Raw genomic sequence first — 25,755 nt, forward strand, 5'->3', positions numbered from 1 at the left:
CCCCTTATAGCTAAATATCATTAGATCAAACTAATTATAACGCAATTGTACGTAATGGTGCGGTTTTTTTTCAATATCTGAACAGTTATAATAAAAATGGAGCGTGATAATATGACAGAAGCCACTTCCTATACAATAGAAGAAGTTGCGGGCCTTTTGAAGGTCTCAAAACTGACAGTATATGATTTGATAAAAAAAGGACTCATTCCGGCGTACAGGGTCGGAAGACAGATGAGGGTCGATGAAGAGGACTTAAAACAATATAAAACAAACATGAGAATGTCAAAAAAGCCATCCGTATCAGAAGCTGCTGACCCGTCCCGCGGGCGGGAGCCGGAAAAAAGGCAGTCCGTTATCATCAGCGGGCAGGATGTGTCGATGGACCTCCTCAGCAAACAGCTGGAACAAACAATACAGGCGGCCCTGCTCCGCAAGTACAGCGGCAGTTTGAACAGCCTGATCGAGATGTACCGCGGGGCTTGTGACATCGTCAGTCTGCATTTATACGATGGGGAGACGGGGCAGTATAACATCCCGTACGTGAAGCGCATTCTTTCAGGGGAGCCGTTTGCGCTTTTTCATGTCGTGCTGCGGCAGGCCGGATTATATGTGAAAAAGGGCAATCCGCTGAACATTCAGGGCTTTCAGGACTTGAGCCGAAAGGATGTCCGTATCGTCAATCGCGAAAAAGGATCAGGCGCGAGGGTGCTGCTGGATGAACAGCTCAGATCTTTCGGTATTACGCCGTCTGATGTCGCCGGCTACCATGACATTGTCACGGATCATCTGTCAGCGGCTTCACAAGTATCAAGCGGAAAGGCGGATATCGGAGTCGGGTCGCAGCATGCGGCGCATATGGCAGGCACGGACTTTATCCCGGTGATCAGTGAACAGTACGATGTGGTCGTCTTAAAACAAAACCGGGAGCTTGTTCAAAGCGTGCAGGACATCCTCAATTCTGAGGAATTCAAGTCTCAGCTTTCTCAATTATCCGGATATGATACGAAAATGACCGGACGGCTCATATATGAAACATGAAAAATCCCTCCATATAACGGAGGGATTTTTTTATTGCTTGTAAAACCGCAGCAGGTCGCCGTTTAATATTTTATCGGAAAGCATCAGCTCTTGTTCCGCTTTTTCTTTCTCATCGCTGCACGCGCTCATGTCAGAAAGCGGTTCACCCGTTTTACGGCTGTAACACGTATTTTTCGTATAAATATGATCATCCGTGATAAAGCTGCCGTTTCTCAGCACCGCAAACGGGGTCCGCTCTCCGGAAAACAGATCATTGCCGAACTGAATGCTGCCTTTCGTTTCAATGCCGAGCAGGTGAAGCAGCGTCGGTCTTACATCAACCTGTCCCGCGGCGGAAGCAATCGTTTCCGGCGCACGGTCGGTCACCCCGGGAATATGAATGATAAACGGCACGCGCTGAAGCTGAACCGTATCAAACGGAGTGATTTCCTCTTTCCCTAAGAATTCGGCAAGTCCTTGATTATGGGCTTCGGATATACCGTAATGATCTCCCATCAGGACGATCATCGCGTTGTCATACAGTCCTTCTTTTTTCAGCTTCTTGAAAAAGTGTTTCAGGGCCTCATCTTCATAGCGGACCGTCGTCACATAGCGGTTTAATAAATCGCTGCTTGTGTCCGGTTCTTCAATGAGCTGATCCTGTTTATCAATTTCAAAAGGAAAATGGTTGGTCAAAGTCAGCAGGCTCGCGTAAAACGGCTGCGGAAGCTTCTTTAATTTTTCCGCTGACTGTTCGAGAAATTCCTTATCCTTCAGGCCCCAGCCTGTTGAATTTTCCTGTGTCACCTTAAATTCATCCGCGTCGAAAAAACGGTCGATTCCGAATGTCCCGTACATCTCATCCCGGTTCCAAAAGGCCTTATGATTGGCATGCAGAACGGCTGAATAGTATTGACGGTCTTTTAACATATGGTACATCGTATTGAACCGGTGGCCGCTTTTTGTAAAAAAAACGGCGCCGCTTGAAGACGGATACAGCGAATTTGCAGTAATGAATTCTGAATCTGAGGTTTTTCCCTGTTCAGTCTGCTGATAAAAATGAGTGAAGTCATAACTTTTTTTCCGCAGTTTATTTAAAAACGGGGTAATCTCCCGCCCGTTGACCCGCTCATCCATTACAAAACGCTGTGTTGATTCGAGCGTAACAAAAATCACATTGCGCCCTTTTGCGAGCCCGAACTTTGATTCGGACGGCCTGCTGTAGTCGGCTTGAGTGTAATTCGCGACCGCGGCAAGGCTGTCTTCGTCGGCAAACGCTTTTGCCCCTGCATTCAGCGTCTGCGAAATGGTGTCATACAAATGAAAGTGGAACAGGCCGATTCCTTTTACGAGCGCTTCACGATCAAAAGGGTGCTTGAACAGCTTCGGCTGCTCGGCCTCAGACAGCGCAAGGTTGCACAGCATGAGGCCGGCTGATGCCCACGCATACGCTTTAACGGTACGGGTGCTGGCTTTTCCTTTACCGGCTTTATGTCTTTTACCAAGGTAAAACAAAACCGCAATATCCAAAAATAAAGCGATATAAAGCGGGTGAAACAGCTCTTGGACGCTGCTCCCCATATCGCCCATATTGCTCGCCTGAAACAAAACCGGTATGGTGATAAAATCAATATAAAACCCGTAAAACACCGTATTTGCGATTAAAATCCCCGTCAGCATCACATTCGCCGAAAGCAGAAAGATCCGCTGTTTTTTTTCCGTCAGCAGCAGGGCGATGCCGAACAGCGGCACAATGAAGCTCAGCGGATTAATGAGAAGCAGACATTCCTCAAGAACCGAATTGTTCTGCAGATCAAAACCGAGCTTATAAACGGCATAGGTTTTCATCCACATGAACAGGATGGACAGGCATAAAAACCGATGATTGCTGAAAAAGGTTTTCTTCATATGTATGACTCCTCACCCTAAAAGCGAAAGATGCTTTTTGTTTATGAGATGCGGCCGTGAACCAGTTCGTATAAATAATAGCAGGATACAATTGTTAAGCCGGCCAGCACAAGCTGCTCCGAAAAGCTCCCCGTTCTCATATAAAGGGGAAGACGGAAGCGGATGGCGGACGGAAACAGCAGTTTAATGCCGTTGACAGTCCATGCGTCAAGTACAAGATGGCTTGCCATTCCGATCATCAGTCCGGCGGAAATGCTCGGATTCGGAATATACGAGGCCGTAATGAAAAACATAATAAGCATAAACAGCAGGCTGTGTGTAAACGTTCTGTGCCCGAACACCGTGCTTACGACTTTGGACAGAACGGGCAGCGTCCTGCCGATTTTGCTTTTCGTATGGCATATGTCGGGAATCAGCGCCCCGAGGGCACCCGCTGAGGTCATAAGGACCGGATCATACCCGTAATAATACGCAATTGCGGAACAAGAAGCGATGCCTCCCATGATGTGTGTTTTTCCTGTCATTTTTCGCTTCTCCTTTTTATTTTTGCCAAAATCCCCTGAATTACAAATATATCAAGAGAATGCATGTTTGATCAACAAACTTTACCTGTTCCGCCAAAAGGAAGGAGACGCGGATTCCGCATATTCTGCCGCGGAAAAAGACACATTATAGGTGTACCTATACTTGATAAAGAGGTGATACAGATGGCTTTCTTTAACAAAGAAAAAGGAAAAAACAGCGATAAAAACAAAAACGTCATTCAAGGCGCGCTTGACGACGCCGGTGCAGCTCTGAAAGACGATCCGCTTCAAGAAGCTGTTCAAAAGAAAAAAAACAACCGCTGACCATATAAGACGGGTAGGGCGAACGCTCTATCCGTTTTCCATCTAATTTTTCCCTTTGACAGATCTTTTTATCTCTGATAACCTCTGAGTAGAATTGAATGATAAAAATCCTCACTCTTTCTCGGTGAGGTAGAGGTTGCGCTTGATGATGAGTCGCACATGCCAGGCTGATAGGGGCCGCAAAACATGTGTTAAAGGCATCAGCGCCGAAGTGTAAAGAAAGCCGATCCTTCTTTATGCTGGGACTGTATCTGAATAAGTGCAGGACTGCCGCGTGCTTTTTCGCGGAGGGCTATCCGGAGATCAAGGGTGTGTGTGTTTCTTTAAGCATGGACTTTTGTTCAGGCTTTTTTTTGCGTGTAAATATGGTCTCGGGGTCTGGTCCGTACGAATGAACAACCAGGAGGTACAGGAATGGAACAGACGAAAAAATGGGGTTTTTGGTTATTAACGGCGTTTGTCGTAGGAAATATGGTAGGCTCGGGCATCTTTTCGCTTCCGAGTACGCTCGCAAAAATCGCGAGCCCGTTCGGCGCTACATCGGCATGGCTTTTAACGGGAGCCGGTGTGTTAATGATCGCGCTGGTCTTCGGCCACTTATCCATCCGCAAGCCTGAGCTGACGGCGGGGCCGCAAAGCTATGCGCGTGCGCTGTTCAGTGATCGGAAAAAAGGGAATGCAGCGGGCTTCACGATGGTATGGGGCTACTGGGTGGCGAGCTGGATCAGCAACGTGGCGATCATCACGAGCCTTGCCGGATATTTAACATCATTTTTCCCGATTTTAACGGATAAGCGTGAAATGTTTTCGATCGGCGGTCAGGCGGTTACGCTCGGCCAGCTGCTGACGTTTGCCGTATGTACGGTTTTATTATGGGGCACTCACACGATTCTCGTCACCAGCATTAACGGTGCGAGTAAATTAAATTTTGTCACGACGTTTTCAAAAGTATTAGGATTTATCTTCTTTATCATTGCAGGTTTGTTTGTGTTTCAAACGTCGTTTTTCGATCATTTTTATTTTCCGGTTCAAACAGGTCCTCACACAGTTGAGGGAATCGGCGGGCAGATCCACAATGCGGCGATTTCAACATTATGGGCGTTCGTCGGAATTGAATCTGCAGTCATCTTATCCGGACGCGCCCGTTCGCAGCGCGACGTGAAACGCGCCACCATTACCGGATTATTGATCGCGCTTGGCATCTATATCATCGTGACATTGATTACGATGGGCGTGCTTCCGCATGGTAAGCTTGTCGGCTCGGAAAAACCGTTTGTTGACGTATTGTACGCGATCGTCGGCAATGCGGGAAGCGTCATCATGGCGATTCTGGCGATTTTGTGTCTGTTCGGAACGATGCTCGGCTGGATTCTTCTCGGCTCTGAAGTTCCGTATCAAGCGGCGAAATCCGGAGACTTTCCGGCTGCTTTTGCAAAAACGAATAAACAGGGAAGCCCGGTTGTGTCGTTAATCGTAACGAACGTGATGTCACAGATCTTTATCTTTTCAGTTATTTCCCGGACGATCAGTGACGCGTTTACGTTTTTAACGACGGCGGCGACGCTCGCTTATCTGATTCCGTATCTCGTATCAGCGTTTTACAGCCTGAAGCTCATTTTTACGGGTGAAACGTATGACGAGATAAAGGGTTCAAGAGTAAGAGACGGTATCATCGCCATCCTTGCCTGCATTTATTCTTTTTACGTCATTATTACCGGAACGGCCGATTTAACGACCTTTATTCTCGGTATCGGGCTGTTTTTCGTCGGTTTGCTGTTATATCCTTTCGTCTCAAAGAAATTTGCAAACAACAGACAATCGGTATGACAAAAAGACATCTCACGTCTGTGAGATGTCTTTTTTATTTGCGGCAGCGGGTTACTTTTTGACGGCGTGTATATAATGAATGGTCTCGAATGCGGTTAAATGGTCAGTGCGTCCGCTGAAAAAACGGTCATTGACGTCCGCCGGAGATAAATGTTCATAAATAAGCAGACCTGATGATTCTAATATTTTTTCGATTTCTTTATAACTGAAACACGATAACATCGGTTCTCCGCTTGCTGCAGCCATTTTCACCATGTTTTCCACTCTGTTTGACAGTCCTCTTTCTTCAAAGAGCGACTCATCTGCATAATCAAACACGATAGAGCTTCCCGGCGGGACTTCGGCAAATAATTGTGTGAGCAGGCGGGCGAGATGCTTTTTCGTAAGATAGTATGACACACCGAGCAGGCTGAAAAAGGTTTTTTGGCGTGAAAAACCTTCCTGATACAGACGGCTGAAAGAAAGCGAAGCGGCGAAGTCCATCGGTACAAAATGAAGATGATGGGAAATGCCGAGGTTCAGATGTTTCAATCTGTTTATTTTGTCTTCCTGTGAAGCGGGATGATCGATTTCAAATATGTCTAAGGCGTTTGTCACCTCAGGATGCCTGAAACAAAAAGTATCCAGCCCCGCGCCAAGGATGACATACTGTTTGGCCCCGAGCTTCACTTCATTGAAAAGCACTTCTTCACAATATGCGGCACGGGCTAACGGTGTAGGAGACAGCTGGACTTGAGTCACCCATTTTAAGATGTCATCCGGTTGGCCTTGAAGCCTCTGGGCCATGTCTTTGCTGAAAAATGATATACCTTGAATCAGATGATCGCGGATGTCCGAATGCTCTTTTTCAGAAATCAGATCTTGTGCCAAAAAATCATCAAATATCACCGGGGTGTCGTATTTACTGTGGTACGCCCTTCCGAAAGCGGACAGCAGGGAAGTCATACTCGCCTTGTTTTCTTTCATATAAAGATCCTCCGTTATTTACATCAATCTCCGGCCGGGAGAATCTTATTATACATGTTAATCCAAAAATGTAAATTATAGCATAAATAAATTTTTTTGTCAAGTTTCAAGCGTAATAAAAAGCCGCTGTGACAGCGGCTTCGGGGTTACTTCGTTAAGCTTTTTGTGATGTAGTCGAGCTGGCCTTCAAGTGAGATCGGGTCTGAGAAATAGAAGCCGATCGGATCAATGCGGTAGACATGGTTTTGTTTGACGGCATCGAGGTTCTTCCAGATTGAGCTGTCAAGCACGCCTTTGTCGTCACCGCCGGCCTGCCATGGCCCCATAAAGATGTAGTCTCCCGCGAAGTCAGGCAGTTTCTCGAGTGAAATGCTGGCGTAGCCCGGCCCTTGATTAATGGCTTTTTCCTGCGTCAGTTTTGTGGCCTTCAGCCCGAGTTTGTCATAAATGATGCTTCCGCCGCGGCCGAAGTCTTTACCGAATACATAGATGTCTTTTCCGTTTGTCTGCATGATGGAGATGGTTTTTGAGCCGACCGCTTTTTGAACCTTTGTTTTAGCGGCAGCGGTTTTCTTATCCCATTCAGCCAGCCATTTGTCTGCTTTATCTTCAGTGCCTGTCATTTTCGCAAACTCTTTGAATTGATCAATGTTGCTGAGCTTGTCATATTTAATGGCGATTGTCGGCGCGATTTTTTCCAGTTTTTCAATGTCGGCGCCTTGTGTCGTCCAGACAACGATTAAATCCGGCTTTAAGTCAATGATTTTTTCAACGGACGTGCCGTCGCCGATGTTTGTCACACCCTTTGTTTTCCCTTTGTAATAAGGGTTTTTAAATACGTTTTGCGGCGCGCCGACAACATTGATGCCGAGCTGTTTAAAGTCGCCGTAGTAGCCGTCAGCCATGACGACGACCCGTTTCGGGTGCTTCGGAATTTTAATATTGCCGTTTTCGGCTTTATACGTGATGGTTTCTTCTTTTTCAGAAGAACCTTTCGTGTCTGAAGAATTGCCGCATGCGGCCAAAGCGGCGATGAGCAGCACGGCAATCAGCGCTGCGCCGATTTTCTTGTATGTATGGAACATCTGACATTCCTTCTTTCATAAAAATTAGTGATAAAGAGAATCATTATCAGTGTGATTATATCACTGCTTTCATAGAGAAGCACGCTCTTTTTTAAGAAAAACTTTCTTTTTTTATATGAAATTAGGTCTATTAAAAGAGAAGATAAAAGTGCTATACTGAAACAAGTCATTGATAATCATTATCATTACCATTCTTGTTTTGAGAAAGGAAGAACGAGTGTTGGGTCTATTGAAAAAGAAACAGACAATGACGGCTCAAGGGGCATCAGGGAGTGAAATCCAGTGGACGGCGCGTTCATTCCGGGCTGCTGTGCTGCTGTGTGCCGGTATTGCGGTTTTATTGATCGGCGCGGCTCTGTCTGTTTCCATCGGAGCTGCCGATATTCATCTGCGGACGGTGTGGGATGCTCTCTTTCACTTTCAGCCGCAAAATACATCTCATCAAATCATACGCGATCTGAGGCTGCCGAGAACTGCCGCCGCCGCGCTCGTCGGGGCTTTTTTAGCTGTGTCCGGGGCGATTATGCAGGGGCTGACGCGGAACCCGCTTGCTGAGCCTTCCATTATGGGCGTGACGTCGGGGTCAGGATTTGCGATCGCATTGGCATTTGCTTTTTTTCCGGGTCTGTCTGCGGCGGGACTTGTTTTGTGGTCCTTTGCGGGAGCGGGAATCGGAGCGCTTATTGTGTTTGGCATCGGCCTGTTTTCAAAAGGCGGTCTGACACCGGTGAAGCTCGCGCTGGCCGGTACGGCAGTCGGCTATTTCTTAACGGGGCTTTCAAGCGCGATTGCGATCCGTTTTGATGTCGCCCAGGATGTGAAGTTCTGGTATGCCGGAGGAGTTGCTTCCGTGAAATGGGAAGGCGTGCAGCTGCTTTTGGCGGTCGGGGTTATCGGGCTTTTGCTGGCATTTCTGATTGCGCGCTCAGTGACGGTGCTGAGCTTGGGTGAGGAACTGGCCAAAGGGCTCGGGCAGTACACATCGCTTGTGAAAGTAATCGGAATGTTTGTCGTTGTCCTCTTGACGGGGGCTTCAGTCTCAGTCGCCGGAGCCATTTCTTTTATCGGCTTGGTGATTCCGCATATCACCCGGTTTTTAGTCGGGGTAGATTACAGGTGGATCATTCCCTGTTCGGCGGTATTCGGCGCCGTTCTGTTAGTCTTCAGTGATATTGCCGCAAGACTCGTCAATGCGCCGTTTGAAACACCGGTCGGCGCTTTAACCGCCCTTATCGGCGTTCCCTTTTTCTTTTATTTGGCGCGCAGGGAAAGGAGAGGGCTGTAATGAATGTAAAATCGAAAAAACCGCTGGCGGTCATGGCCGTTACGTTTTTGCTCATATGCATCGTCTTTTTTATCAGTTTAAACATGGGGGTGATCCGGATTGCGCCTCTTGATACGCTGCGTGTCTTTTTCGGACAGGGGGATGCCCGGGATCAGCTCGTTTTATTTGAATTCAGACTGCCGCGCATGGTGCTGTCATTGCTGGTCGGCGCCGGAATCGCGGTTTCAGGCGCGATTTTTCAAAGCGTGTCTCAAAATGACTTGGCGGAGCCGGGCATTCTCGGTATTAACGCCGGAGCGTCTTTGGCGGTCGTTCTGTTTATCTTCTTTTTCCAAGGATCAGCTGTTGATTTAAGCATGGCCGGTACATGGCTGCTTCCGGTGAGCGCTTTGGCGGGGGCTTTTCTGGCTGCGCTGCTCATCTATGTTCTGGCTTGGAAAAAAGGCGTTTCACCTGTCCGGCTCGTTTTGGTCGGGATCGGCGTCAATGCGGGGTTTAATGCGCTTCTCTTGATTTTTCAGCTGAAAATGGACCCGCGGGATTTCATGCAGGCGCTTGTATGGATTTCCGGTTCGATTTGGAACGCCAATTGGAAAATGGTGCTGTCCATTTTGCCGTGGCTGCTGGTTCTTTTACCGTTCAGCCTCTATAAAGCCAGGTATTTAAATGTGCTTCAGCTCGGTGATCAGCTGGCGGCGGGGCTTGGCACCCGGGTTGAAAAGGAGCGGCGCGTTCTGCTGATGTCCGCCGTTGCCCTGACCGCGTCATGTGTTGCGGCAGCCGGCGGAATCGCTTTTCTCGGACTCATTGCACCGCATTTGGCCAGAAGGCTTACCGGGCCGCGCCACCAGACGCTTATCCCGGTTTCGGCTTTAATCGGAGCATTTTTATTTCTGCTTGCCGATACGCTGGCGAGAAATGTGCTTGCACCGTCCGAAATTCCCGTCGGCCTGGTGATTTCCGTGCTCGGAGCGCCGTATTTTGTATATTTACTGATGAAAACGAAATAGAGGAAGGAGGCTGCCGCGATGAACTCATTATCGGCGGAACAGCTTACTGTCGGTTATGGTGACCGTTTGATAGCGAAAGAATTGGATATCGCCATCCCGAAAGGAAAAATTACAACGCTGATCGGTCCGAACGGCTGCGGAAAATCGACGGTTCTCAAAACGATGTCAAGAATCATGAAACCGAAATCCGGCGCCGTCTATTTAAACGGACAGGCGATCATGCAAAAATCCACGAAGGACATCGCCAAGGAAATGGCAATTCTTCCGCAGACGCCTGAAGCGCCGAGCGGGCTGACGGTGTACGAACTTGTTTCTTACGGCAGGTTTCCGCATCAGTCCGGAATGGGCCGTTTGAGTGATAAAGACCGTGACATGATCAAATGGGCGCTTGAAGAGACGGGGATGGCCGAATTTTACGACCGGCCGATCGAAGCGCTTTCCGGGGGACAGCGGCAGCGTGTGTGGATCGCCATGGCGCTCGCTCAAGAAACGGAGCTGCTGCTTCTTGATGAACCGACCACTTATTTAGATCTCTCCCATCAGCTTGAAATTTTGCAGCTGCTGGACAAATTAAACAAGGAGCAGGGCCGCACCATTTTAATGGTCATTCATGATCTGAACCATGCCGCCCGTTTTTCCCATTACATGATCGCCCTGAAAAAAGGGCGCGTCATCAAGGAAGGAACGGCGGAGGAAGTCATGACTCCCGGCATATTGGAAGACGTTTTTCAGATTGACGCACAGATTGTAAAAGATCCGCGCACGAACAAACCGGTCTGCTTAACCTACGATTTAATCCGGCATGAAAACGCAACGGTATGATGAAAAAAAACGCAGAGCCATTCCGGCCTGCGTTTTTTTTATTGCGCCCGGGGCTGCTTTTGTCCGGAGACGCATTTATCCAAAACGAAAAAAACTCCCGCCACAATCAGCTCCTCCGTCGTTGACAGCCAAATCTTTTCAATCAGTTTATCCGTCGTATACGCGGTCATCCAGAGGAACAGCAGCTGAACGGTGCTGGCTAAAAGGAGAAAAGGCAGCCTGCCCGTCCCAAAAAAGGTAAAGCTATGTATCATCAGCCGCTCAAGCGGTTCAAAACATAAACCGAGAAGAATAAAAAGCACGGAAAAAAGCAGGACGTACGCCATCGATCCGTAGCTCGTCCCGGCTAATGAAAATACAGCCATCATCACGATAAAATACCCGAATAATACGGCAGCGGCTGCCAGGGCATACCGGAGCACCTGAAGAAATAACATTTTCGTCCCGTTTTGATTGATCATCTGTTCAGCTCCTTTTCACACAGAGGAGACTTGCAGAGACGGAACTCTGCAAGTCGGTGTGTATCTTCTTCAGCATTTCTTTTTGACGACAGGGTGTTTCTCTTTTGAAAGAATATCCGTAAAGTCTTTGCCCAGATCCAGATGCTGCTGGACGAATTTCTCGGGAAGCATGGCAAGCCATTGGTTCAGGGACACATCGGCATAGTGGTCATCCTTGAAGATTTCCAGGAAGACGAGCGGCTCATCTCCCAAATTCTCCACATAGTGGCCCATTGCGAACGGAACGTAACCGACATCCCCGGCCTGATAGTTAAATGTTCTTGCATGGCCGTCCGATGCAAAAACCGTCATCCGCCCTTTACCGGAAATATAATACTGCCATTCATGCGTGTTCGGATGCCAGTGCAGCTCTCTCATTGCGCCCGGTTCGACCACGACAAGCGCTGAAGCGATCGTTTTGGACACTTTGAAGTTTGTGGAATCCGCGATATATACTTTGCCGCCATCCGTCTCAGCAGTCGGGCCTTCATCCAGCAGGCGGTAAGTGAACGGATATGGCACTTCACCGTTCGGGCCTTCCACGATGTCATCTTTCAGCTTCCCGGGAACCGGCTCTTCAAAGATATATTTTTCTTTCCCGGGCAGGCCGGCGAGGTCTTTTTCTGAAACCCCGAAGTTGTTGGCGATGACATCAAGCGGTGTGTGGGCAAGCCAGTCAGTCACTTGGAATGTGCTGTTTTCTGAGAAGGAACCGTCATCAAAAACCAAGAGGAATTCACAGCCTTCTTTCAGCGCCTGAATGGAGTGCGGCAGGCCTGACGGGAAGTACCACAGATCTCCTTCCTTCACGTCATCGATAAAACTGCGTCCCTGTTCATCAACAATCGTGACCCGCGCTTTGCCCGTCAGCATATATGCCCATTCCGCTTCTTTATGCCAGTGCAGCTCACGGATGGCGCCCGGTTTTAAACGCATGTTGACAGATGCCAGATTTTCAGAAATCGGCAGCTCGCGAACGGTCACCTCACGCGCGTATCCGCCCTTTTCCAGCCGGTTGTGCACATCTGAGAAAGAGAATTTCATATTATCCACTGTGCCGTGATCCGTTTCCGGCGGCGTCAGCATATCCGGATTTTGGCGGTCTCTTTCAAGGTTGCGCGGAATCGTGACGGTCGCCCCTTTGTCTCCTCTGATCGGCTGCGGGATATTGCAGTTGTTTTCTTTTGACATGTAAATCGTCTCCTCTCAAGCTTTGTTTTTTCAGAAAGAGAATGTGAAAGGCCTTTCGTTTTCCCTTCTGCTTTGTTAAGTGATGCGTTCCGATGAAAAGTCAACTTCGAGTGAAAATTAATTTTTCATTTTCTGATCTTTCAGTTCCGTCATCAGTTCGATCAGGGCGTCAAACTTCTTCTCAAACCGTGTGAGAAGATACATGGCAATCAGAGCCGGAAAGCCGAGATTGCCGATCTGTCTGACCGTTTCTTCTATAAAAACCTGATCCATTATCAGCCACCTCCTGACTTGACCTGCAGTCATGTATATAAGTGAAAGAAAGAGCGGCTCCTGTAAACCTGATATCCCGGTTGAGGGTCTTTTTTTTGTTCCGGCAAAACCGGGACATAAGGAATACGGAATCTTAGTCGGAAAGGAGTAGTTTACTTTTTTTTGCTTTCTTTCATTTAATTTAAATAGGGGGCGGTTTTATGGACTATCAAGTTCTTTTACGGTCAAAATGCAAGGAAATTATGAAACATCCGATCGTTAAACATTTTTTAAGTGACCCAAAGCATTACGAGAAATTTAAAAATGTGCTGGAACATTCAGACGAGAAGGATGCAAAATCACTGGACGACCATTTTAAACAGTTTTATAAGGAAATCCGGATCATCAAATATATGAACTCTATGATCCGGATTTTCTCAATCGATTTTGACAAGCGCATCCGTAAAAATCAGAAGCGCTATCCGCTGACGGTGGATCAGCCGGAGGGAGGTGAAGCGCTTCCCTATGAAATGGGAAAAGACGCGTATGAAGAGTTTCTGCGGAAGCAGGGGGATTTGAGCCAGCATGTCCAAAACCGTGATTTATACGAAGCGCTTCAGACGTTAACCGATAAGCAAAAAAGCGTGCTGACGAATATTTATCTTCACGGAGCGACGATGAAGGAGATTGCCGAGTCGCTGGGTGAATCACGGCAGAACATTTCTAATATTCATAAAAAGGGGCTCGACAATCTCAGAAAGCAGCTGGACAAGCAAAAAAAAGGGGGAAAATAAGCAGTGAACGGGCCATTTGACTTCAACAAAGAGAACACAGATACCGACGAAATGGAACTTTTGATTTCGCGTTTTTCGCCAATGATAAAAAAAAAACTGAGCAATACATCATACCAGGAAAGAGAAGATCTTGAACAAGAATTGAAGATTAAAATAGTTGAAAAAGCGGACATGCTGTTATGCCAGGACGTGCCGGGTTTTTGGGAATTTATTCTTCATCTTATAAATGAAAGCTCCTGACAAAAGCGGCGGAATGATGGATATTCCGCTCTGACAACGTGAGAAAAACGAGAAGAGATGTCCGGTCTCGTTTTTCTTTTCTGTTTCCCCGCAAGACCTCCGCACTAAAAAAGTACCAAATCTTATCCATATAATGATATGATGAAAAAAACAAAGAGAAAGGAACGTCCAAGTGGAAAATGCGTCAATTTTAATTGTAGACGATGAGAAGGCGATCGTTGATATGGTCAAACGCGTTCTCGTCAAAGAAGGCTATCACAACATTAAGACAGCCGGAAGCGCTGAGGAAGCGATCGAGTTTGTTAAACATGAAACCGCGGATCTGCTCGTGCTGGATGTGATGATGGAAGGCATGTCCGGTTTTGAAGCATGCACCGAAATCCGGAACTATACCGACGCTCCGATCTTTTTTCTGACTGCCCGTTCTTCTGATGCGGATAAGCTGTCAGGATTTGCATTGGGAGCTGACGATTATATAACAAAGCCGTTTAATCCGCTCGAATTGGCGGCGCGGATCAGGGCGACGTTAAAGAGAACCTATAAGCGCGAAGAGAAAACGGCGGTAAAGACGTATTCATACAGCCATTTTTCCTATTCACCGCAAAACGCCGAGCTGATCGTCGGGGGCGAGCCCGTCAGCTGCTCCGCACAGCTTCTGCAGCTGCTTCAATATTTCTGTGAACACCCTGATGTGGTGCTCTCAAAAGATCAGATCTATGAAAAAGTATGGGGATATCCGTCTTACGGCGACAACAACACCGTCATGGTGCATATCCGCAAGCTCAGAGAAAAGATTGAAAAAGACCCCAGCAATCCGTCCTATATTGTAACGGTGCGCGGCCTCGGTTATCGGTTTATTCCCGATCAAGGAGAAAAAGGAACCCGCTCATGAGAATGCGCGGAAAATTTCTGCTCCACTTTTTCGGACAGCTGCTGCTTGTCATCCTGCTGATGTCCGTTTTGGCCGTCGCTTCTTTCTTCTATTTGGATTGGCGTTTCAGCGAAGCGGAAGCCAATGCGGGACTGACCAAAGCGACGGCGGACTCGTTTGAAGCATGGCTTGATAAAAATGAAGACGGCACATGGGATGTCGATGAGTTTTTAAAGATGTCGGTCAGAAAGCAGAAGGGCTGGCTGCAGATCATTAATGACAATGAAAAAACGGACTATGCGTACAGAGTGCCGAAAGACGTCCCGAGCCATTACAGCAGAAAAGACCTCTTATCCATTTATCAGTACCGGAATTTTGACAACTACAAGCTGAATTACTGGACGGTCACGATAAATGATGAGACCTATTTGATTCTGTTCGGCTGGAAATCCGCCAGTGAGCAGCTTCTCACTTACATCGAATCACAGGAGCCATCCCTCGCTTCCCTTTCTCAATATAAAAAAAGCACGATTGATTATATTAAACGGGAAAAAGGGGCGGTCTACCTTCTCGAAGACAGCGGCAGACTGCTCGGGGATATCAACAGCACGAAAAAAGAACGGAACACCGTCAATGAGCTTGAATTGCTGAAATACAGTTCCAAGCCGTGGAATTACAAACGGGAAATTTCTTTTAAAAGACTCGATAAAACGAAATGGATGGTCGCGTCGGTGCCGAACCCCGTGTACATCCCCGATCACGAGTTTAACAAATCATTTTTGAGAAATGTGTTGAAAACCCTCTTCCTCTTGATCGGAATCCTGGTATTTATGATCTGCATCCTGACCATCTGGTACTCTTTCCGTTTCGGCTGGCCGCTGTTTCATACCATCAAATGGCTCGTCAATTTATCAAAGGGCCGGCTTGAAGAGCCAAAGAACCGCAAAGGACAGCCGGTCAGCAAAAACAAAAAAGGCAAAACAAAGCAGCCGTTCCGCTTTTTCGCCGAGATTTTCGAATCGATGGATCAGCTGACCGACACGCTGAAGCGGGATAAGAAAAACAGAGAAAAAATCCAGGCGACAAGGGAAGAATGGATCGCCGGGCTGAGCCATGACTTAAAAACCCCGCTGAGCACGATTTACGGCTACAGCATGATGCTTGAATCGAAGCAATACGACTGGACCCCGGAAGAAGTCAAAGAAATGGGGCAGATCGTCCGGGAAAAATCAGAATATATGTCCAAGCTGATTGAGGACTTAAACTTAACATACCGCCTCAAAAACGCGGCCCTCCCGATCGAACGGCGGCTGATCAACGTCGTGCCGTTTATCAGAAACGTCACGAACGATTTCACGAAAAATACGTTCTCGGAAGGCTATGACATCGCCTTTGAAACCAAAAAGGAAGACATTCTTTTCGCCATTGATGAAGCGTGGTTCCGCCGTGTTCTGGAGAATCTGCTGGCAAACGCGGTTAAGCATAATAAGAAAGGGACCGCCATTCGGGTCGTGCTTGAGGAATCAGCCGAACAGCTCATTCTGAAGGTGAAAGATAACGGAAGAGGAATGGACGACGAAACGATTCACCAGCTGTTTAACCGTTATTACCGGGGAACGAATACGAAAGGTCCGTCAGAAGGAACGGGACTCGGGCTCGCCATTGCCAAGGAGCTGGTACACCTTCATAACGGAACCATCCATGTCAACAGCAGAATCAGCGCCGGAACGGTGATTACGATTCTTTTTAAAAAAGATTGAGTTTGGACGCCGCTTTGTCGGGAATAACAATAGAAGACTGACAAGCAAAAGAGGTGTTCACACATGGAAGCAGCATTACGAGCAGATACGAGAGCAGTAATCGGAGAAGGCCCTTTATGGGACAAGGACAAGCAATGCCTGTACTGGGTGGATATACTGGGCAGCCAGCTCCATATCTTCACTCCGGCTGACGGAATCAACCGTTCCGTTAAATTCAAATCATTTGTCACGGCCCTGGCCTTGTATTCAAAGGAAGAGCTGGTGATGACGATGAAAGACGGTTTTTACCTGTACAATCTTCGGGAAGATACATTGACGAAGATGAAGCAGCCTAGAGACATGCGGGAAGATATCCGTTTCAATGACGCAAAATGCGACCCGTCCGGCAGATTATGGGCAGGAACGACGAGCATGGAAGGCAAAGAAGAGGAGGCTTCGCTGTACCGTCTGAATACGGACGGCAGCCTTGCCAAAATAAAAGACCAGGTCTCCACCTCGAACGGTTTGGATTGGGATCGGGACCGAAACCTGATGTACTATATCGATACTCCGACGCAGGAAATCGTCTGTTATTCATATGATCCTGAAACCGGAGCCGTATCAGATCCGAAAACGGTCTACCGCTTTCCGGAGTCGCAAGGATCTCCCGACGGAATGACCATTGACCGTGACGGAATGCTGTGGGTGGCTCTGTTCGGAGGCGGCCGTGCCGTCCGGATTGACCCGTTTTTGCATAAGGAAATTGCATCTATCGAAGTTCCGGCGAAATACGTCACCTGCTGCGCGTTCGGAGGCAGAGACTTGAACACGTTATACATTACGACCGCGACGGAAAAATTGACGGAAGCCGAAAGACTTGAGCAGCCGCATGCGGGCGGCCTGTTTTCAGCAGAGCTTGAGACGGGCGGCTGGGAGCCGGTTCCGTTTGCAGGCATGATGTAAAAAAAAGCCCTGGCATATGGGGAAGTTCCCATTGTGCCGGGCTTTTTTGTGTTAAATGGAGCGGATGATGCCGCCTTCAACCCGCTGTGCGGTGCCGTTAATGGCAGAAGCCGCTGATGAAGCGAGAAATACAATCGTATTGGCGACTTCTTCCGGGGTTGCATAGCGCTGAATCAATGATGTCGGTTCATTCACTTTAAAATAATTCCGGACGAAGCTGTCCGTGTCTTCTCCGGCAGCCTTTGCGGCTCCTTCCATGTAAGAAGCGACGCCTTCGGTCCATGTCGGTCCCGGCAGCACGGAGTTGACCGTGACATTTGTGCCTTTCGTCATTTCAGCCATTCCCCGGGACAAGCTGATTAACGCCGTTTTCGTCATTGAATACGGAATCATTTGCGCAAGCGGTTTGACTCCGGCTTCACTGGAGATGTTCAGAATCCGTCCGCTGTTTCTTTCGAGCATTTGCGGCAGAAAACGCCGGCACAGGCGCACGGCGCTCATAACATTCACTTCAAAATACCGAGTCCATTCGTCATCAGACACCTCAGCGAAGTCCTTTACTTCAAAAAAGCCGAGATTATTGACGAGAATATCGACTTCCCCGATTCCGCCGGCGCGCTTGATCAAGTCATCCGCCTCATCCTGACGCGATAAATCCGCAGCGATGCCGTGGACCGTTCCGTAAGCGGAAAGCTCCTCAACCGTCCGTTCCACAGTTTCTTTTTTTCTTCCGTTTATAATCACCTCGGTGCCTTCGGCTAAAAAGCTTTTTGCCGCGGCTTTTCCGATGCCTGAAGTTGATCCTGTAATCAACACGAGCTTTCGTTCAAGCTGTAATTCCATGATAATCCTCCTTTTTACACCATTGTGTAACAGTATACATGATGAATTTTAGTGTGTACGAACAATTTGCTTTCATGCAAAAAGGCCGGATATACAAGCCTTAAAGACTTATAGTATAATTACTGCGAAAAAAGGATACGAATGTCAAAGAGACAACCGTTTACCATAATCAGGGGGAGTTAAAAGAATGAAGAAGATCACTGCCGTCTGGGCGGCGCTCTTGGTCACCGCCTTTGTGATCGCCGGCTGTTCCGGCGCACAGGAAGAAGGAAGCGCGGCCAAACAAAAAGCCGTCTCAACCGAAGCATTCCCGGTAACCATTAAGGATGCCGCGAACGAAAAAGTAACCATAAAGCAGGCACCGGAAAAAATCGTTTCCCTCATGCCGAGCAATACGGAAATTACATACGCGCTCGGACTGGGAGATAAGGTCGCAGGCGTCACGACAAATGATACATATCCGAAAGAAGCGGTAAAAAAACCGAAAGTCGGAGATATGAATGTGAACGCTGAAAAAGTCATCGCGCTGAAGCCGGATCTCGTGCTTGCCCACGCGTCCTCTATGTCCGCTTCCGCCGATGCGATGAAGCAACTGAAAGATGCGGGCATCACCGTCTTAACGGTCAATGATGCGCAATCGTTCCAAGACGTGTACAAATCAATCAGCATGATCGGAAAAGCGGCCGGCAAAGAAAAGCAGGCGGATAAGCTGATCAAATCGATGAAATCCGACCTTTCCGGCATAGAAAAGAAAGCGGCGGCCATTTCTGAAAAAGACGAAAAGAAAGTATTCGTCGAAGTGTCTCCTGACGGCTACACGACGGGGAAAGGCACGTTTATGAACGAAATGCTTGAAGATATACATGCGAAAAACGCCGCCGGCAGCCAGACCGGCTGGGTGCAATTGACGGATGAAGCGATTGTCAAAATGAATCCGGACGTCATCATTACGACAGACGGCGTAAAGGCCGCTGAAGTGGAAAAACGCGCCGGCTGGGGTGCCGTCAATGCGGTCAAACACCACAATGTCTATTCTGTTGATCCTGACCTTGTCACACGCTCAGGCCCGCGCCTTGTCAAAGGGGTCGAGAAGCTTGCAGAAAGCGTTTATCCTGAAACGTTTAAAAAGTAACCGCCCGCTGGCCTACACGGTCAGCCTGCTGTTTTTAGCCGTTTGTACGGCACTCGGCATTTCAATCGGCAGTCTGCATATTCCTTTATCCGACGTTTTTTGGATCGGGATCGGCCGGACATCCTCGGCTGACCCTATGAATGTAAATATTATGATGAATATCCGCCTGCCGAGAGTCGTTCTGGCTGCCCTTGTCGGAGCCGCGTTATCCATTGCGGGAGCGGCGTTTCAGGGACTTCTGAAAAATCCGCTCGCCGACCCTTATACACTCGGGGTATCTTCGGGAGCCTCGGCGGGAGCCGTTATCACCTTGTTTTTCGGCATTCAGATACCCGTCATCGGCCGGTTCACACTACCGGTTGTCAGCATCGCCGCAGCCATTGCGGTCATGGCGGCGGTTCTGTTTTTCAGCCGCCTCGTTCATGCGTCGATGTCGGTTTCGACACTCATTTTGACAGGCATCATCATGAATTCTTTTCTCGGAGCTCTCATTTCGCTTGTGATCGCTTTAACGGGCAATGATCTGCTCCCGATTGTCCGCTGGCTGTTAGGAAGCGTGTCAATGAGGGGCTGGGGCTATGTCGCGCTGTTTCTGCCTTTTTTTCTGGCCGGGACGGCGCTTCTGCTTATCAATGGCAAAGAATTAAACATTATGACTTATGGAGAAGAAAAGGCAAGGCTGTTAGGCGTCAGTACGGGAAAAAGAAAACTGCTGATGATCGCCGCCGGATCTCTGCTGACGGGAGGAGCGGTTGCCGTCTCGGGGACGATCGGATTTGTCGGCCTTGTCATTCCCCACGTGACACGGCTCTTATGGGGAACGGATCATCGCCATTTACTGCCGCTGTCAGCATTGACGGGGGCCGGGTTTCTCATTTTGGCGGATTTGTTTTCCCGCACCGTCATTGAGCCTGTCGAATTGCCGATCGGCATTATGACGGCTTTGGCGGGAGCGCCTGTATTTGCCTTGATTCTGCTTCGCCAGCATCATGGAGGGAAACGCTTATGATCAGGGTGAGCAGCCTGTCCGGCGGGTACGGAGGCCGGATGATTGTAGAAGATGTCAGCTTTACCGCCGAAAAAGGTGAATTTGTCGGCATACTCGGTCCGAACGGCGCGGGAAAAACAACGCTGATGAAATTGCTGACGGGAATGCTCTCTCCGTCAAAAGGCGAGGCGCTCGTCGCAGGCAGGCCCGTCGGCGGATACAAGCCGCGGGAGCTTGCGAAAATCATGGCCGTTTTGCCGCAGCATACGGAGCAAGCTTTTACATTTACCGTTAAGGAAACAGTGTCCTTCGGCAGATACCCGTATCAAAAAGGACTCTTCAGACAGATGGATCAACATGATGAAGACATTGTCCGGGAAGCGATGGAAATGACGGGCATCGACCGATATGCGCAGCAATCCGTCCGCAATCTGAGCGGCGGGGAGCGGCAGCGCGTCTATCTGGCGCAGGCGCTGGCTCAGCAGCCGGAGGTACTGTGTCTGGATGAGCCGACGACCTTTCTTGATCTCAATTATCAGAAAGACCTGCTTGATACGGTGAAGCGGCTGACGAGAGAAAGAGGCCTGACGGTCATCAGTATTTTTCACGACCTAAACGCCGCAGGCCAATATTGTGATCAGCTCCTGATGATGAAAGACGGACGCGCTTTTCCGAAGCAGACGCCGGATCAGGCTTTGAAAAAAGAGACGATTGAAGACATTTACGGTATCACTGTCAGCGCTGTTGCCCAGCAATCGTCGCCGAAACCGCTGATCGCTTTCATGCCGGAAGCGCGGGAGGAAAGAGAGCCTGTCAACGTTCCGTTCGCCTCTCTGATAAACAAAAGCGGAAATACCGTAACGCTTCATACAGAACGGCCGTTCAGAATGTTGACAACCGCATCTGACGGCCCGGGATTTTCGTGGAGCCGCCGGCTTTCCGGCTCAGCGGCCGCTGGTTTGATCTGCCGTACGTTTGATTCGGTCACAATTGCCGTGACTGCGCAGCATACCGTTTGGGTGCTGATCAGCGGACGTTTATCAGAACAGGGATTTGTACGGCTGTTAACGGCAGCGGCAGAAGCGAGAATGCAGGCTCTTTCCGGCAGACAGGCAAAAGGCGACATTGTCATTTGTGCCTTGCAGACAGGAGAGGCGATGGACGTCCCTCAAGCGGAAAGAGCCGTCAGAAGAGGAACCGCGGCATGTGTAAAAGCGGCGGAAGAAGGAGGAATACAACGATGAAGCTGTATACGAAAACCGGCGATAAAGGACAGACAAGCCTGATCGGCGGCAGAACGGATAAAGACAATCTGCGGGTTGAAAGCTACGGGACGATTGATGAGCTGAACAGCTTTATCGGGCTTGCGCTTGCGGAGCTTGATGATTGTGAGAATTGCGGTGATGTGAAAGCCGAACTCCGAAACATTCAGCATGAGCTGTTTGACTGCGGCGGCGACTTGGCGACGGTCACTGAACATAGAAGCTATACATTAAGAGAGACATCTATTTCCGCATTGGAAGACTGCATAGACCGTTACACGGCTGAAGCGCCCCCGCTTGAGAAATTTATTCTTCCGGGCGGGCATAAGGCGGCTGCTCAGCTTCACATCGCGCGGACCGTCACGAGACGGGCTGAGCGTCTCGTCGTGAAACTGGGCAAAACAGAAGAGATAAACGATACGGTGATGCGTTACTTGAACCGCCTGTCTGATTATTTTTTCGCGGCGGCAAGAGCGATTAACGCAAGACAGGGCGTTCAGGATATAGAGTATGAAAGAAGCGCCGCGGTATTCCGTGATGATGAATAACGTTTTGTTCAGCCGGCAGCAGCAAGCCGGCTGTTTTTTTATAGAGATATCCATCAATTGAACCTTTATTGACAGGAGGAAAATGTATCTTATGAATTATTGACTGAAAAATTAAAAAATGAGATATTATAAGAAACATTGTAAAATAATGGGGGATTTGATAGATGGATACATATAATAAGAGCGAGAGCATCTGGAATAAAAATTTCACCCTTCTGTTTATCTCAAGGCTGGTTAAATTGTCAGGCGACGGTTTTGCCTTTAATTCCATTCTATGGTTTTTGATTTTTGACGGGGAAGGCGCGATCGGCACGTCCCTGCTCATTGCGGTCACGTTCCTTCCGGAGGCGATGCTGGCGCCGATTACCGGGCCTTTTATGAAGCAGCATACGCTGAAATTCTGGATGTATTTCTCCGACCTCACGCGCGCGGCGGTTGTGCTGATTATTCCGATCTGTTATTTTAACGGTTTTTCTCCTTTATGGTTTGTCATGCTTCTCATGATTGTGCATTCAGCCACGGGAGCCGCTTATAATCCTGCATCCATCTCGCTAATCCCCAATATTGTCAGAGAAAACAGCCTGCAGAAAGCGAATGCGGTCATCCAGTCATCAGGCCAGATCGTCAGGCTTGCCGCCATTACGCTGAGCGGGGTGTTCTTAACATTTATCAGTCCCGCTTATTCTTTGTTTATCGCTCTTATATTCTATCTTCTATCAGGTTTTCTCGTACTCTTTATGTCATACCAAGTCCGGCATGCCAAACAGGATACCGTCGCCGTCAGACAGCGCGGGACGTATTTCGGAAGGCTCAAACGGGGTTTCGTTCTTGTCAGGAAACACCAGATTTTATACCCGCTCGCCATCTATTGTATCTTCATGAATTTTGCGGCCGCTCCGTGGGAGGCGCTCTCTGCCGTTTATGTCGCCGAAGATTTAAACATGCCGCCGATCATCTACTCGCTTTTGAAAGCGACAGGAACGGGCGGAGCCTTTTTAATGGGTTTTATTTTGGCTAAGGTGAAGGTGAACAAATACGGTCTCCTGTTTGTGTCAGCGGGAATCATAGAAGGAGCGGCATTTTTCATTACCGGCCTCAACACTTTTCTGCCGCTCGTCTTCCTCGCCGCGTTTGCGTTCGGATCTGCCGTCAGCGCGATTAATGTGCCGGAATATACGATTATTCAGACGTCTGTGGACCACGATGACCAGCCGCAAGTCTATGCTGTCATCCATATGATTTCAAACATATCCATTCCGCTCGGCGCGGTTCTTTGCGGATATGCGGCTAACGCCTTCGGTCCCGGAAAAGTCATTGCCGCCGGCGGTCTCGTTGAAGTCCTGTCCGGTCTCGGAATATTGTTCTTTACGAAGCTGGCCAAAGCCGAACGCTCAGATCTCATCAGGGAAAAAGAAGCGAGCATCAGAATATAGATTTTTCGTAAAACGCCCTGCGCCGTCCGGTGCAGCGGCGTTTTTTTATGCGAAGGTCCGGGGGCTTATACGACCCCGGTCTGATATGAAAATCAATCTCTGACTCGTTTTGCCGGCCGCGGGATTTGTTTATAGTAAAGACAAGGAAAACGAAAGGAGGATCTGCATGAATATAAATGGTAAAACGGCAGGCGGCTTTCTGCTGATTGTGTTCGGACTTTCTGTCTTTTTCGGAGGAGGCCATTTCGCATTTATCATCCCGCTGGCGATCGGAGGGCTGATGCTTTACTGGGGAATCAAACGTTTTTCAAAAGGCCGGGCGGTATCGGGTATCATCGCGGGCGTCATCGGAGCTATGATTCTCGTCGGTTCTCTTCCATTTATCGTTGCGATCGGACTGGCCGGCGCCATGGTGTATTTCGGGTGGAAGATGATGAAGCAGGGCGGCTCAGACACCACTTCCCGCCAGTATGAACCGGAAGCGGCATCACCGGGCTATCAATCCGGATTTGACTCTGAATGGGAAGAATTTCTGAAGAAAAAATAAGGAGGAAGACAAAATGGTCTTAAAAAGAATAAGAAATATGTTCGTCGCATCTGTTAACGAAGGGCTTGATAAATTAGAAAATCCGAAAGTCATGCTGAATCAATATGTGCGTGATATGGAAAGTGACATCGCCAAGGCGAAACAAACGATTGTCAAACAGCACACGATCGTTCATCAGTTTAAGAAAAAACAGGAAGACGCCTCCGAAACGGCGGCAAAACGGAAAAACCAGGCTCAGCTTGCTTTTGACGCCGGGGAAGAGGAGCTAGCGAAAAAGGCGCTGACTGAAATGAAATACCTTGAGGGAAAAGCGGCCGAACATGAAAAAGCGTATGAGCAGGCGAAAACACAGCTGGCAGAGCTGAAAGAGCAGCTGGAAACTTTAGAAACGCGCCTCCGCGACGTAAAGGATAAAAAACAGGCGCTCATCGCCCGCGCGAACGCGGCAAATGCGAAGGAACATATGAACGCTTCTTTCGACAAAATTGACAGCGAAAGCGCCTACAGAGAGTTCCTTCGAATGGAAAGCCGCATTGAAGAAATGGAAGTCCGCGTCAAATACGGCACTTCAGCTGAGGCGAACACAGAATACAGCCGCTCCCAATATTCAGATGAGGTGGAAGCTGAGATTGAAAAAATGCGCTCGCTTTCTCTGGAAAAAACAGAGCGTCAAAAAGCGGCTCATGAATAATGTGCACAAGGGAAGATCGGCGCGTTTACGCCTCTTCCCTATACGCACGTATCAATTCTCCGGCTTTTCCTTTATAATAAAATGAATGAAAAAGGATGGAACGTAATGAAGCGTAAGATTGCCAAAGGACTGATGGCGGCGTCCGTTCTGATCTGCTGTCTGTTTTTGGTGAAAGAAGTGTTTGCCGGGCGTTTTTTTCCGCTTTACGAAACAGAAGCGGAATCGGCAAGCATACCGCCGCGTGCCGTCAACAGCCTGTCGGTTTCATCGGAACAGACGGATGTGAAAATCATCGCGGAAGCGCGGAATGATATCGCGGCAAACATGACGGGACCGGCGGGGAAAATGTTTGTCCAAAACAGGGGAAAGATCCTCAATCTTAAAGCGAAGGAGAAAGGGTTCCAATTTCTGAATCTCTTTCAGCGCCCTCTGCTGATTGTCCGCATTCCGTATGATTATCATCGGGACATCACCGTCCATACATCAAGCGGCAGCATTGCCGTCGACGGAAACAAGGGGCTGTCTCTTGCCCACCTCGGCGTCCGTTCTGTAAGCGGGAACATGTCGCTGAAGCACGTGAAGACGGAGGTGTTTGAAGCGAAGGGGCTGTCGGGCAATCTCACAGCAGCAGGCCTTGCGGCAAAAACGGGGGATGTCCGCTTATCCTCGGGACATGTCGGGCTTCAACATGTGGCGGGGGCCCTTGACGTGCGGGTCGCTTCCGGCAGTGTCGACGCCTCGCTTGAGACGGCGGATGCTCCCGTATCCGTCAGGCTTGCGAGCGGCAGCGCAGCGATCAGCATGCCGAAAGACGGAAGTTTTACGGTGAACGCCGAGACGGCAAGCGGAAGGATTCAGCCGTCTTATTCCTTTGAGAAAACGAGGAAGGAAGGCGGGGCATTTACCGGCATGAAAGGCAGCGGCGCCAGGCCGATTGATATAAAGGTGACGAGCGGCAATATTGCACTGCAATAGTCAAGGAAAGGAGGGGCA

At 48.8% G+C, this 25,755-nt stretch carries 27 protein-coding genes and 1 riboswitch; of the genes, 19 read left to right on the plus strand and 8 right to left on the minus strand.

Features of this window, described 5'->3' with window-relative positions:
- Positions 1 to 111 precede the first annotated feature (111 nt).
- On the plus strand, positions 112 to 1,038 hold the full coding sequence (locus G9F75_RS12895; RefSeq protein ID WP_167409133.1) for a substrate-binding domain-containing protein: 927 nt from the start codon (positions 112 to 114) through the stop codon (positions 1,036 to 1,038).
- Between the two features lie 30 nt (positions 1,039 to 1,068).
- On the opposite strand, the gene G9F75_RS12900 is transcribed toward G9F75_RS12895, so the two are convergent.
- Positions 1,069 to 2,925 carry an LTA synthase family protein gene (locus G9F75_RS12900; protein WP_095270566.1) on the minus strand — a complete coding sequence of 619 codons (1,857 nt, stop codon included), beginning with the start codon at positions 2,923 to 2,925 and terminating at the stop codon, positions 1,069 to 1,071.
- A gap of 41 nt (positions 2,926 to 2,966) precedes the next feature.
- Positions 2,967 to 3,449, minus strand: coding sequence for a metal-dependent hydrolase (locus tag G9F75_RS12905; protein ID WP_014305800.1), 483 nt, complete (start codon positions 3,447 to 3,449; stop codon positions 2,967 to 2,969).
- A gap of 183 nt (positions 3,450 to 3,632) precedes the next feature.
- Between G9F75_RS12905 and sspJ the strand changes: the two genes are divergently transcribed.
- Positions 3,633 to 3,773: a small acid-soluble spore protein SspJ gene (gene sspJ / locus G9F75_RS12910; RefSeq protein WP_021494114.1), complete on the plus strand. Its 141-nt coding sequence runs from the start codon at positions 3,633 to 3,635 to the stop codon at positions 3,771 to 3,773.
- Between the two features lie 122 nt (positions 3,774 to 3,895).
- A riboswitch (Lysine riboswitch) is annotated at positions 3,896 to 4,076 on the plus strand.
- Between the two features lie 111 nt (positions 4,077 to 4,187).
- Positions 4,188 to 5,600 carry an amino acid permease gene (locus tag G9F75_RS12915; protein WP_007410036.1) on the plus strand — a complete coding sequence of 471 codons (1,413 nt, stop codon included), beginning with the start codon at positions 4,188 to 4,190 and terminating at the stop codon, positions 5,598 to 5,600.
- A 51-nt stretch (positions 5,601 to 5,651) separates the two neighbouring features.
- Here the strand turns inward: G9F75_RS12915 and G9F75_RS12920 are convergent, their stop codons facing one another.
- Positions 5,652 to 6,566 (minus strand): class I SAM-dependent methyltransferase, encoded by a 915-nt coding sequence (locus G9F75_RS12920; protein ID WP_021494113.1) that lies wholly within the window; start codon positions 6,564 to 6,566, stop codon positions 5,652 to 5,654.
- A 146-nt stretch (positions 6,567 to 6,712) separates the two neighbouring features.
- Positions 6,713 to 7,651, minus strand: coding sequence for an iron-hydroxamate ABC transporter substrate-binding protein (locus G9F75_RS12925; protein WP_021494112.1), 939 nt, complete (start codon positions 7,649 to 7,651; stop codon positions 6,713 to 6,715).
- A 247-nt stretch (positions 7,652 to 7,898) separates the two neighbouring features.
- On the opposite strand from G9F75_RS12925, the gene G9F75_RS12930 reads away from it, so the two are divergent.
- The 3 genes from G9F75_RS12930 to G9F75_RS12940 are packed head-to-tail and all read left to right on the plus strand — an operon-like array spanning position 7,899 to position 10,768.
- On the plus strand, positions 7,899 to 8,936 hold the full coding sequence (locus tag G9F75_RS12930; protein ID WP_029973587.1) for a FecCD family ABC transporter permease: 1,038 nt from the start codon (positions 7,899 to 7,901) through the stop codon (positions 8,934 to 8,936).
- Positions 8,936 to 9,946: a FecCD family ABC transporter permease gene (locus G9F75_RS12935; RefSeq protein WP_014418863.1), complete on the plus strand. Its 1,011-nt coding sequence runs from the start codon at positions 8,936 to 8,938 to the stop codon at positions 9,944 to 9,946. Before G9F75_RS12930 ends, G9F75_RS12935 begins: the two co-directional genes overlap by 1 nt.
- 18 nt (positions 9,947 to 9,964) lie before the next feature.
- On the plus strand, positions 9,965 to 10,768 hold the full coding sequence (locus G9F75_RS12940; RefSeq protein WP_014418862.1) for an ABC transporter ATP-binding protein: 804 nt from the start codon (positions 9,965 to 9,967) through the stop codon (positions 10,766 to 10,768).
- Between the two features lie 38 nt (positions 10,769 to 10,806).
- Here G9F75_RS12940 and G9F75_RS12945 read toward each other — a convergent pair whose 3' ends face one another.
- The 3 genes from G9F75_RS12945 to G9F75_RS12955 all read right to left on the minus strand — a co-directional run bounded on the left by G9F75_RS12945 (position 10,807) and on the right by G9F75_RS12955 (position 12,732).
- The gene (locus tag G9F75_RS12945) at positions 10,807 to 11,229 is read right to left on the minus strand and encodes a regulatory YrvL family protein (protein WP_014418861.1); all 423 of its coding nucleotides are present in this window, start codon (positions 11,227 to 11,229) and stop codon (positions 10,807 to 10,809) included.
- 69 nt (positions 11,230 to 11,298) lie between these two features.
- A complete protein-coding gene (locus tag G9F75_RS12950) occupies positions 11,299 to 12,459 on the minus strand; it encodes an oxalate decarboxylase family bicupin (protein ID WP_007410043.1) in 1,161 nt (386 codons plus the stop codon).
- A gap of 117 nt (positions 12,460 to 12,576) precedes the next feature.
- Positions 12,577 to 12,732 carry a YvrJ family protein gene (locus tag G9F75_RS12955; protein WP_014418860.1) on the minus strand — a complete coding sequence of 52 codons (156 nt, stop codon included), beginning with the start codon at positions 12,730 to 12,732 and terminating at the stop codon, positions 12,577 to 12,579.
- A 242-nt stretch (positions 12,733 to 12,974) separates the two neighbouring features.
- On the opposite strand from G9F75_RS12955, the gene G9F75_RS12960 reads away from it, so the two are divergent.
- The 5 genes from G9F75_RS12960 to G9F75_RS12980 all read left to right on the plus strand — a co-directional run bounded on the left by G9F75_RS12960 (position 12,975) and on the right by G9F75_RS12980 (position 17,318).
- Positions 12,975 to 13,505 carry a sigma-70 family RNA polymerase sigma factor gene (locus G9F75_RS12960; protein ID WP_099722002.1) on the plus strand — a complete coding sequence of 177 codons (531 nt, stop codon included), beginning with the start codon at positions 12,975 to 12,977 and terminating at the stop codon, positions 13,503 to 13,505.
- A 3-nt stretch (positions 13,506 to 13,508) separates the two neighbouring features.
- Entirely contained in the window at positions 13,509 to 13,745 is a 237-nt protein-coding gene (rsoA, locus tag G9F75_RS12965; protein WP_021494021.1) for a sigma-O factor regulator RsoA, read from the plus strand.
- Between the two features lie 172 nt (positions 13,746 to 13,917).
- A complete protein-coding gene (locus G9F75_RS12970) occupies positions 13,918 to 14,637 on the plus strand; it encodes a response regulator transcription factor (protein ID WP_003151779.1) in 720 nt (239 codons plus the stop codon).
- Positions 14,634 to 16,376, plus strand: coding sequence for a HAMP domain-containing sensor histidine kinase (locus tag G9F75_RS12975; protein WP_021494020.1), 1,743 nt, complete (start codon positions 14,634 to 14,636; stop codon positions 16,374 to 16,376). The genes G9F75_RS12970 and G9F75_RS12975 overlap by 4 nt, the downstream gene beginning before the upstream one ends.
- Positions 16,377 to 16,439: 63 nt before the next feature.
- Positions 16,440 to 17,318, plus strand: a complete 879-nt coding sequence (locus tag G9F75_RS12980; protein ID WP_063637066.1) for an SMP-30/gluconolactonase/LRE family protein — start codon at positions 16,440 to 16,442, stop codon at positions 17,316 to 17,318.
- A 51-nt stretch (positions 17,319 to 17,369) separates the two neighbouring features.
- On the opposite strand, the gene G9F75_RS12985 is transcribed toward G9F75_RS12980, so the two are convergent.
- Complete coding sequence (locus tag G9F75_RS12985; RefSeq protein WP_022553756.1) at positions 17,370 to 18,161, minus strand: SDR family NAD(P)-dependent oxidoreductase; 792 nt, start codon at positions 18,159 to 18,161, stop codon at positions 17,370 to 17,372.
- Positions 18,162 to 18,348: 187 nt separating this feature from the next.
- Between G9F75_RS12985 and G9F75_RS12990 the strand changes: the two genes are divergently transcribed.
- The 8 genes from G9F75_RS12990 (at position 18,349) to liaG (ending at position 25,737) form a co-directional block, all read left to right on the plus strand.
- Positions 18,349 to 19,293 (plus strand): ABC transporter substrate-binding protein, encoded by a 945-nt coding sequence (locus G9F75_RS12990; protein ID WP_012118415.1) that lies wholly within the window; start codon positions 18,349 to 18,351, stop codon positions 19,291 to 19,293.
- Positions 19,256 to 20,302 (plus strand): FecCD family ABC transporter permease, encoded by a 1,047-nt coding sequence (locus tag G9F75_RS12995; protein ID WP_014721787.1) that lies wholly within the window; start codon positions 19,256 to 19,258, stop codon positions 20,300 to 20,302. Before G9F75_RS12990 ends, G9F75_RS12995 begins: the two co-directional genes overlap by 38 nt.
- Complete coding sequence (locus tag G9F75_RS13000) at positions 20,299 to 21,525, plus strand: ABC transporter ATP-binding protein (protein WP_167409134.1); 1,227 nt, start codon at positions 20,299 to 20,301, stop codon at positions 21,523 to 21,525. Before G9F75_RS12995 ends, G9F75_RS13000 begins: the two co-directional genes overlap by 4 nt.
- The gene (locus G9F75_RS13005; protein WP_053285173.1) at positions 21,522 to 22,091 is read left to right on the plus strand and encodes a cob(I)yrinic acid a,c-diamide adenosyltransferase; all 570 of its coding nucleotides are present in this window, start codon (positions 21,522 to 21,524) and stop codon (positions 22,089 to 22,091) included. Before G9F75_RS13000 ends, G9F75_RS13005 begins: the two co-directional genes overlap by 4 nt.
- A 164-nt stretch (positions 22,092 to 22,255) precedes the next feature.
- Positions 22,256 to 23,524 (plus strand): MFS transporter, encoded by a 1,269-nt coding sequence (locus G9F75_RS13010; RefSeq protein ID WP_014418851.1) that lies wholly within the window; start codon positions 22,256 to 22,258, stop codon positions 23,522 to 23,524.
- Positions 23,525 to 23,690: 166 nt separating this feature from the next.
- On the plus strand, positions 23,691 to 24,071 hold the full coding sequence (locus tag G9F75_RS13015; protein ID WP_167409135.1) for a protein liaI: 381 nt from the start codon (positions 23,691 to 23,693) through the stop codon (positions 24,069 to 24,071).
- Between the two features lie 13 nt (positions 24,072 to 24,084).
- Positions 24,085 to 24,762, plus strand: coding sequence for a stress responsive protein LiaH (gene liaH, locus G9F75_RS13020; RefSeq protein ID WP_007410057.1), 678 nt, complete (start codon positions 24,085 to 24,087; stop codon positions 24,760 to 24,762).
- Positions 24,763 to 24,867: 105 nt separating this feature from the next.
- A complete protein-coding gene (liaG, locus tag G9F75_RS13025) occupies positions 24,868 to 25,737 on the plus strand; it encodes a LiaG family protein (RefSeq protein WP_167409136.1) in 870 nt (289 codons plus the stop codon).
- Positions 25,738 to 25,755 lie beyond the last annotated feature (18 nt).

The sequence above is a fragment of the Bacillus sp. EKM208B genome, assembly GCF_011800725.1.
In the GTDB taxonomy this organism is placed as follows: domain Bacteria; phylum Bacillota; class Bacilli; order Bacillales; family Bacillaceae; genus Bacillus; species Bacillus velezensis.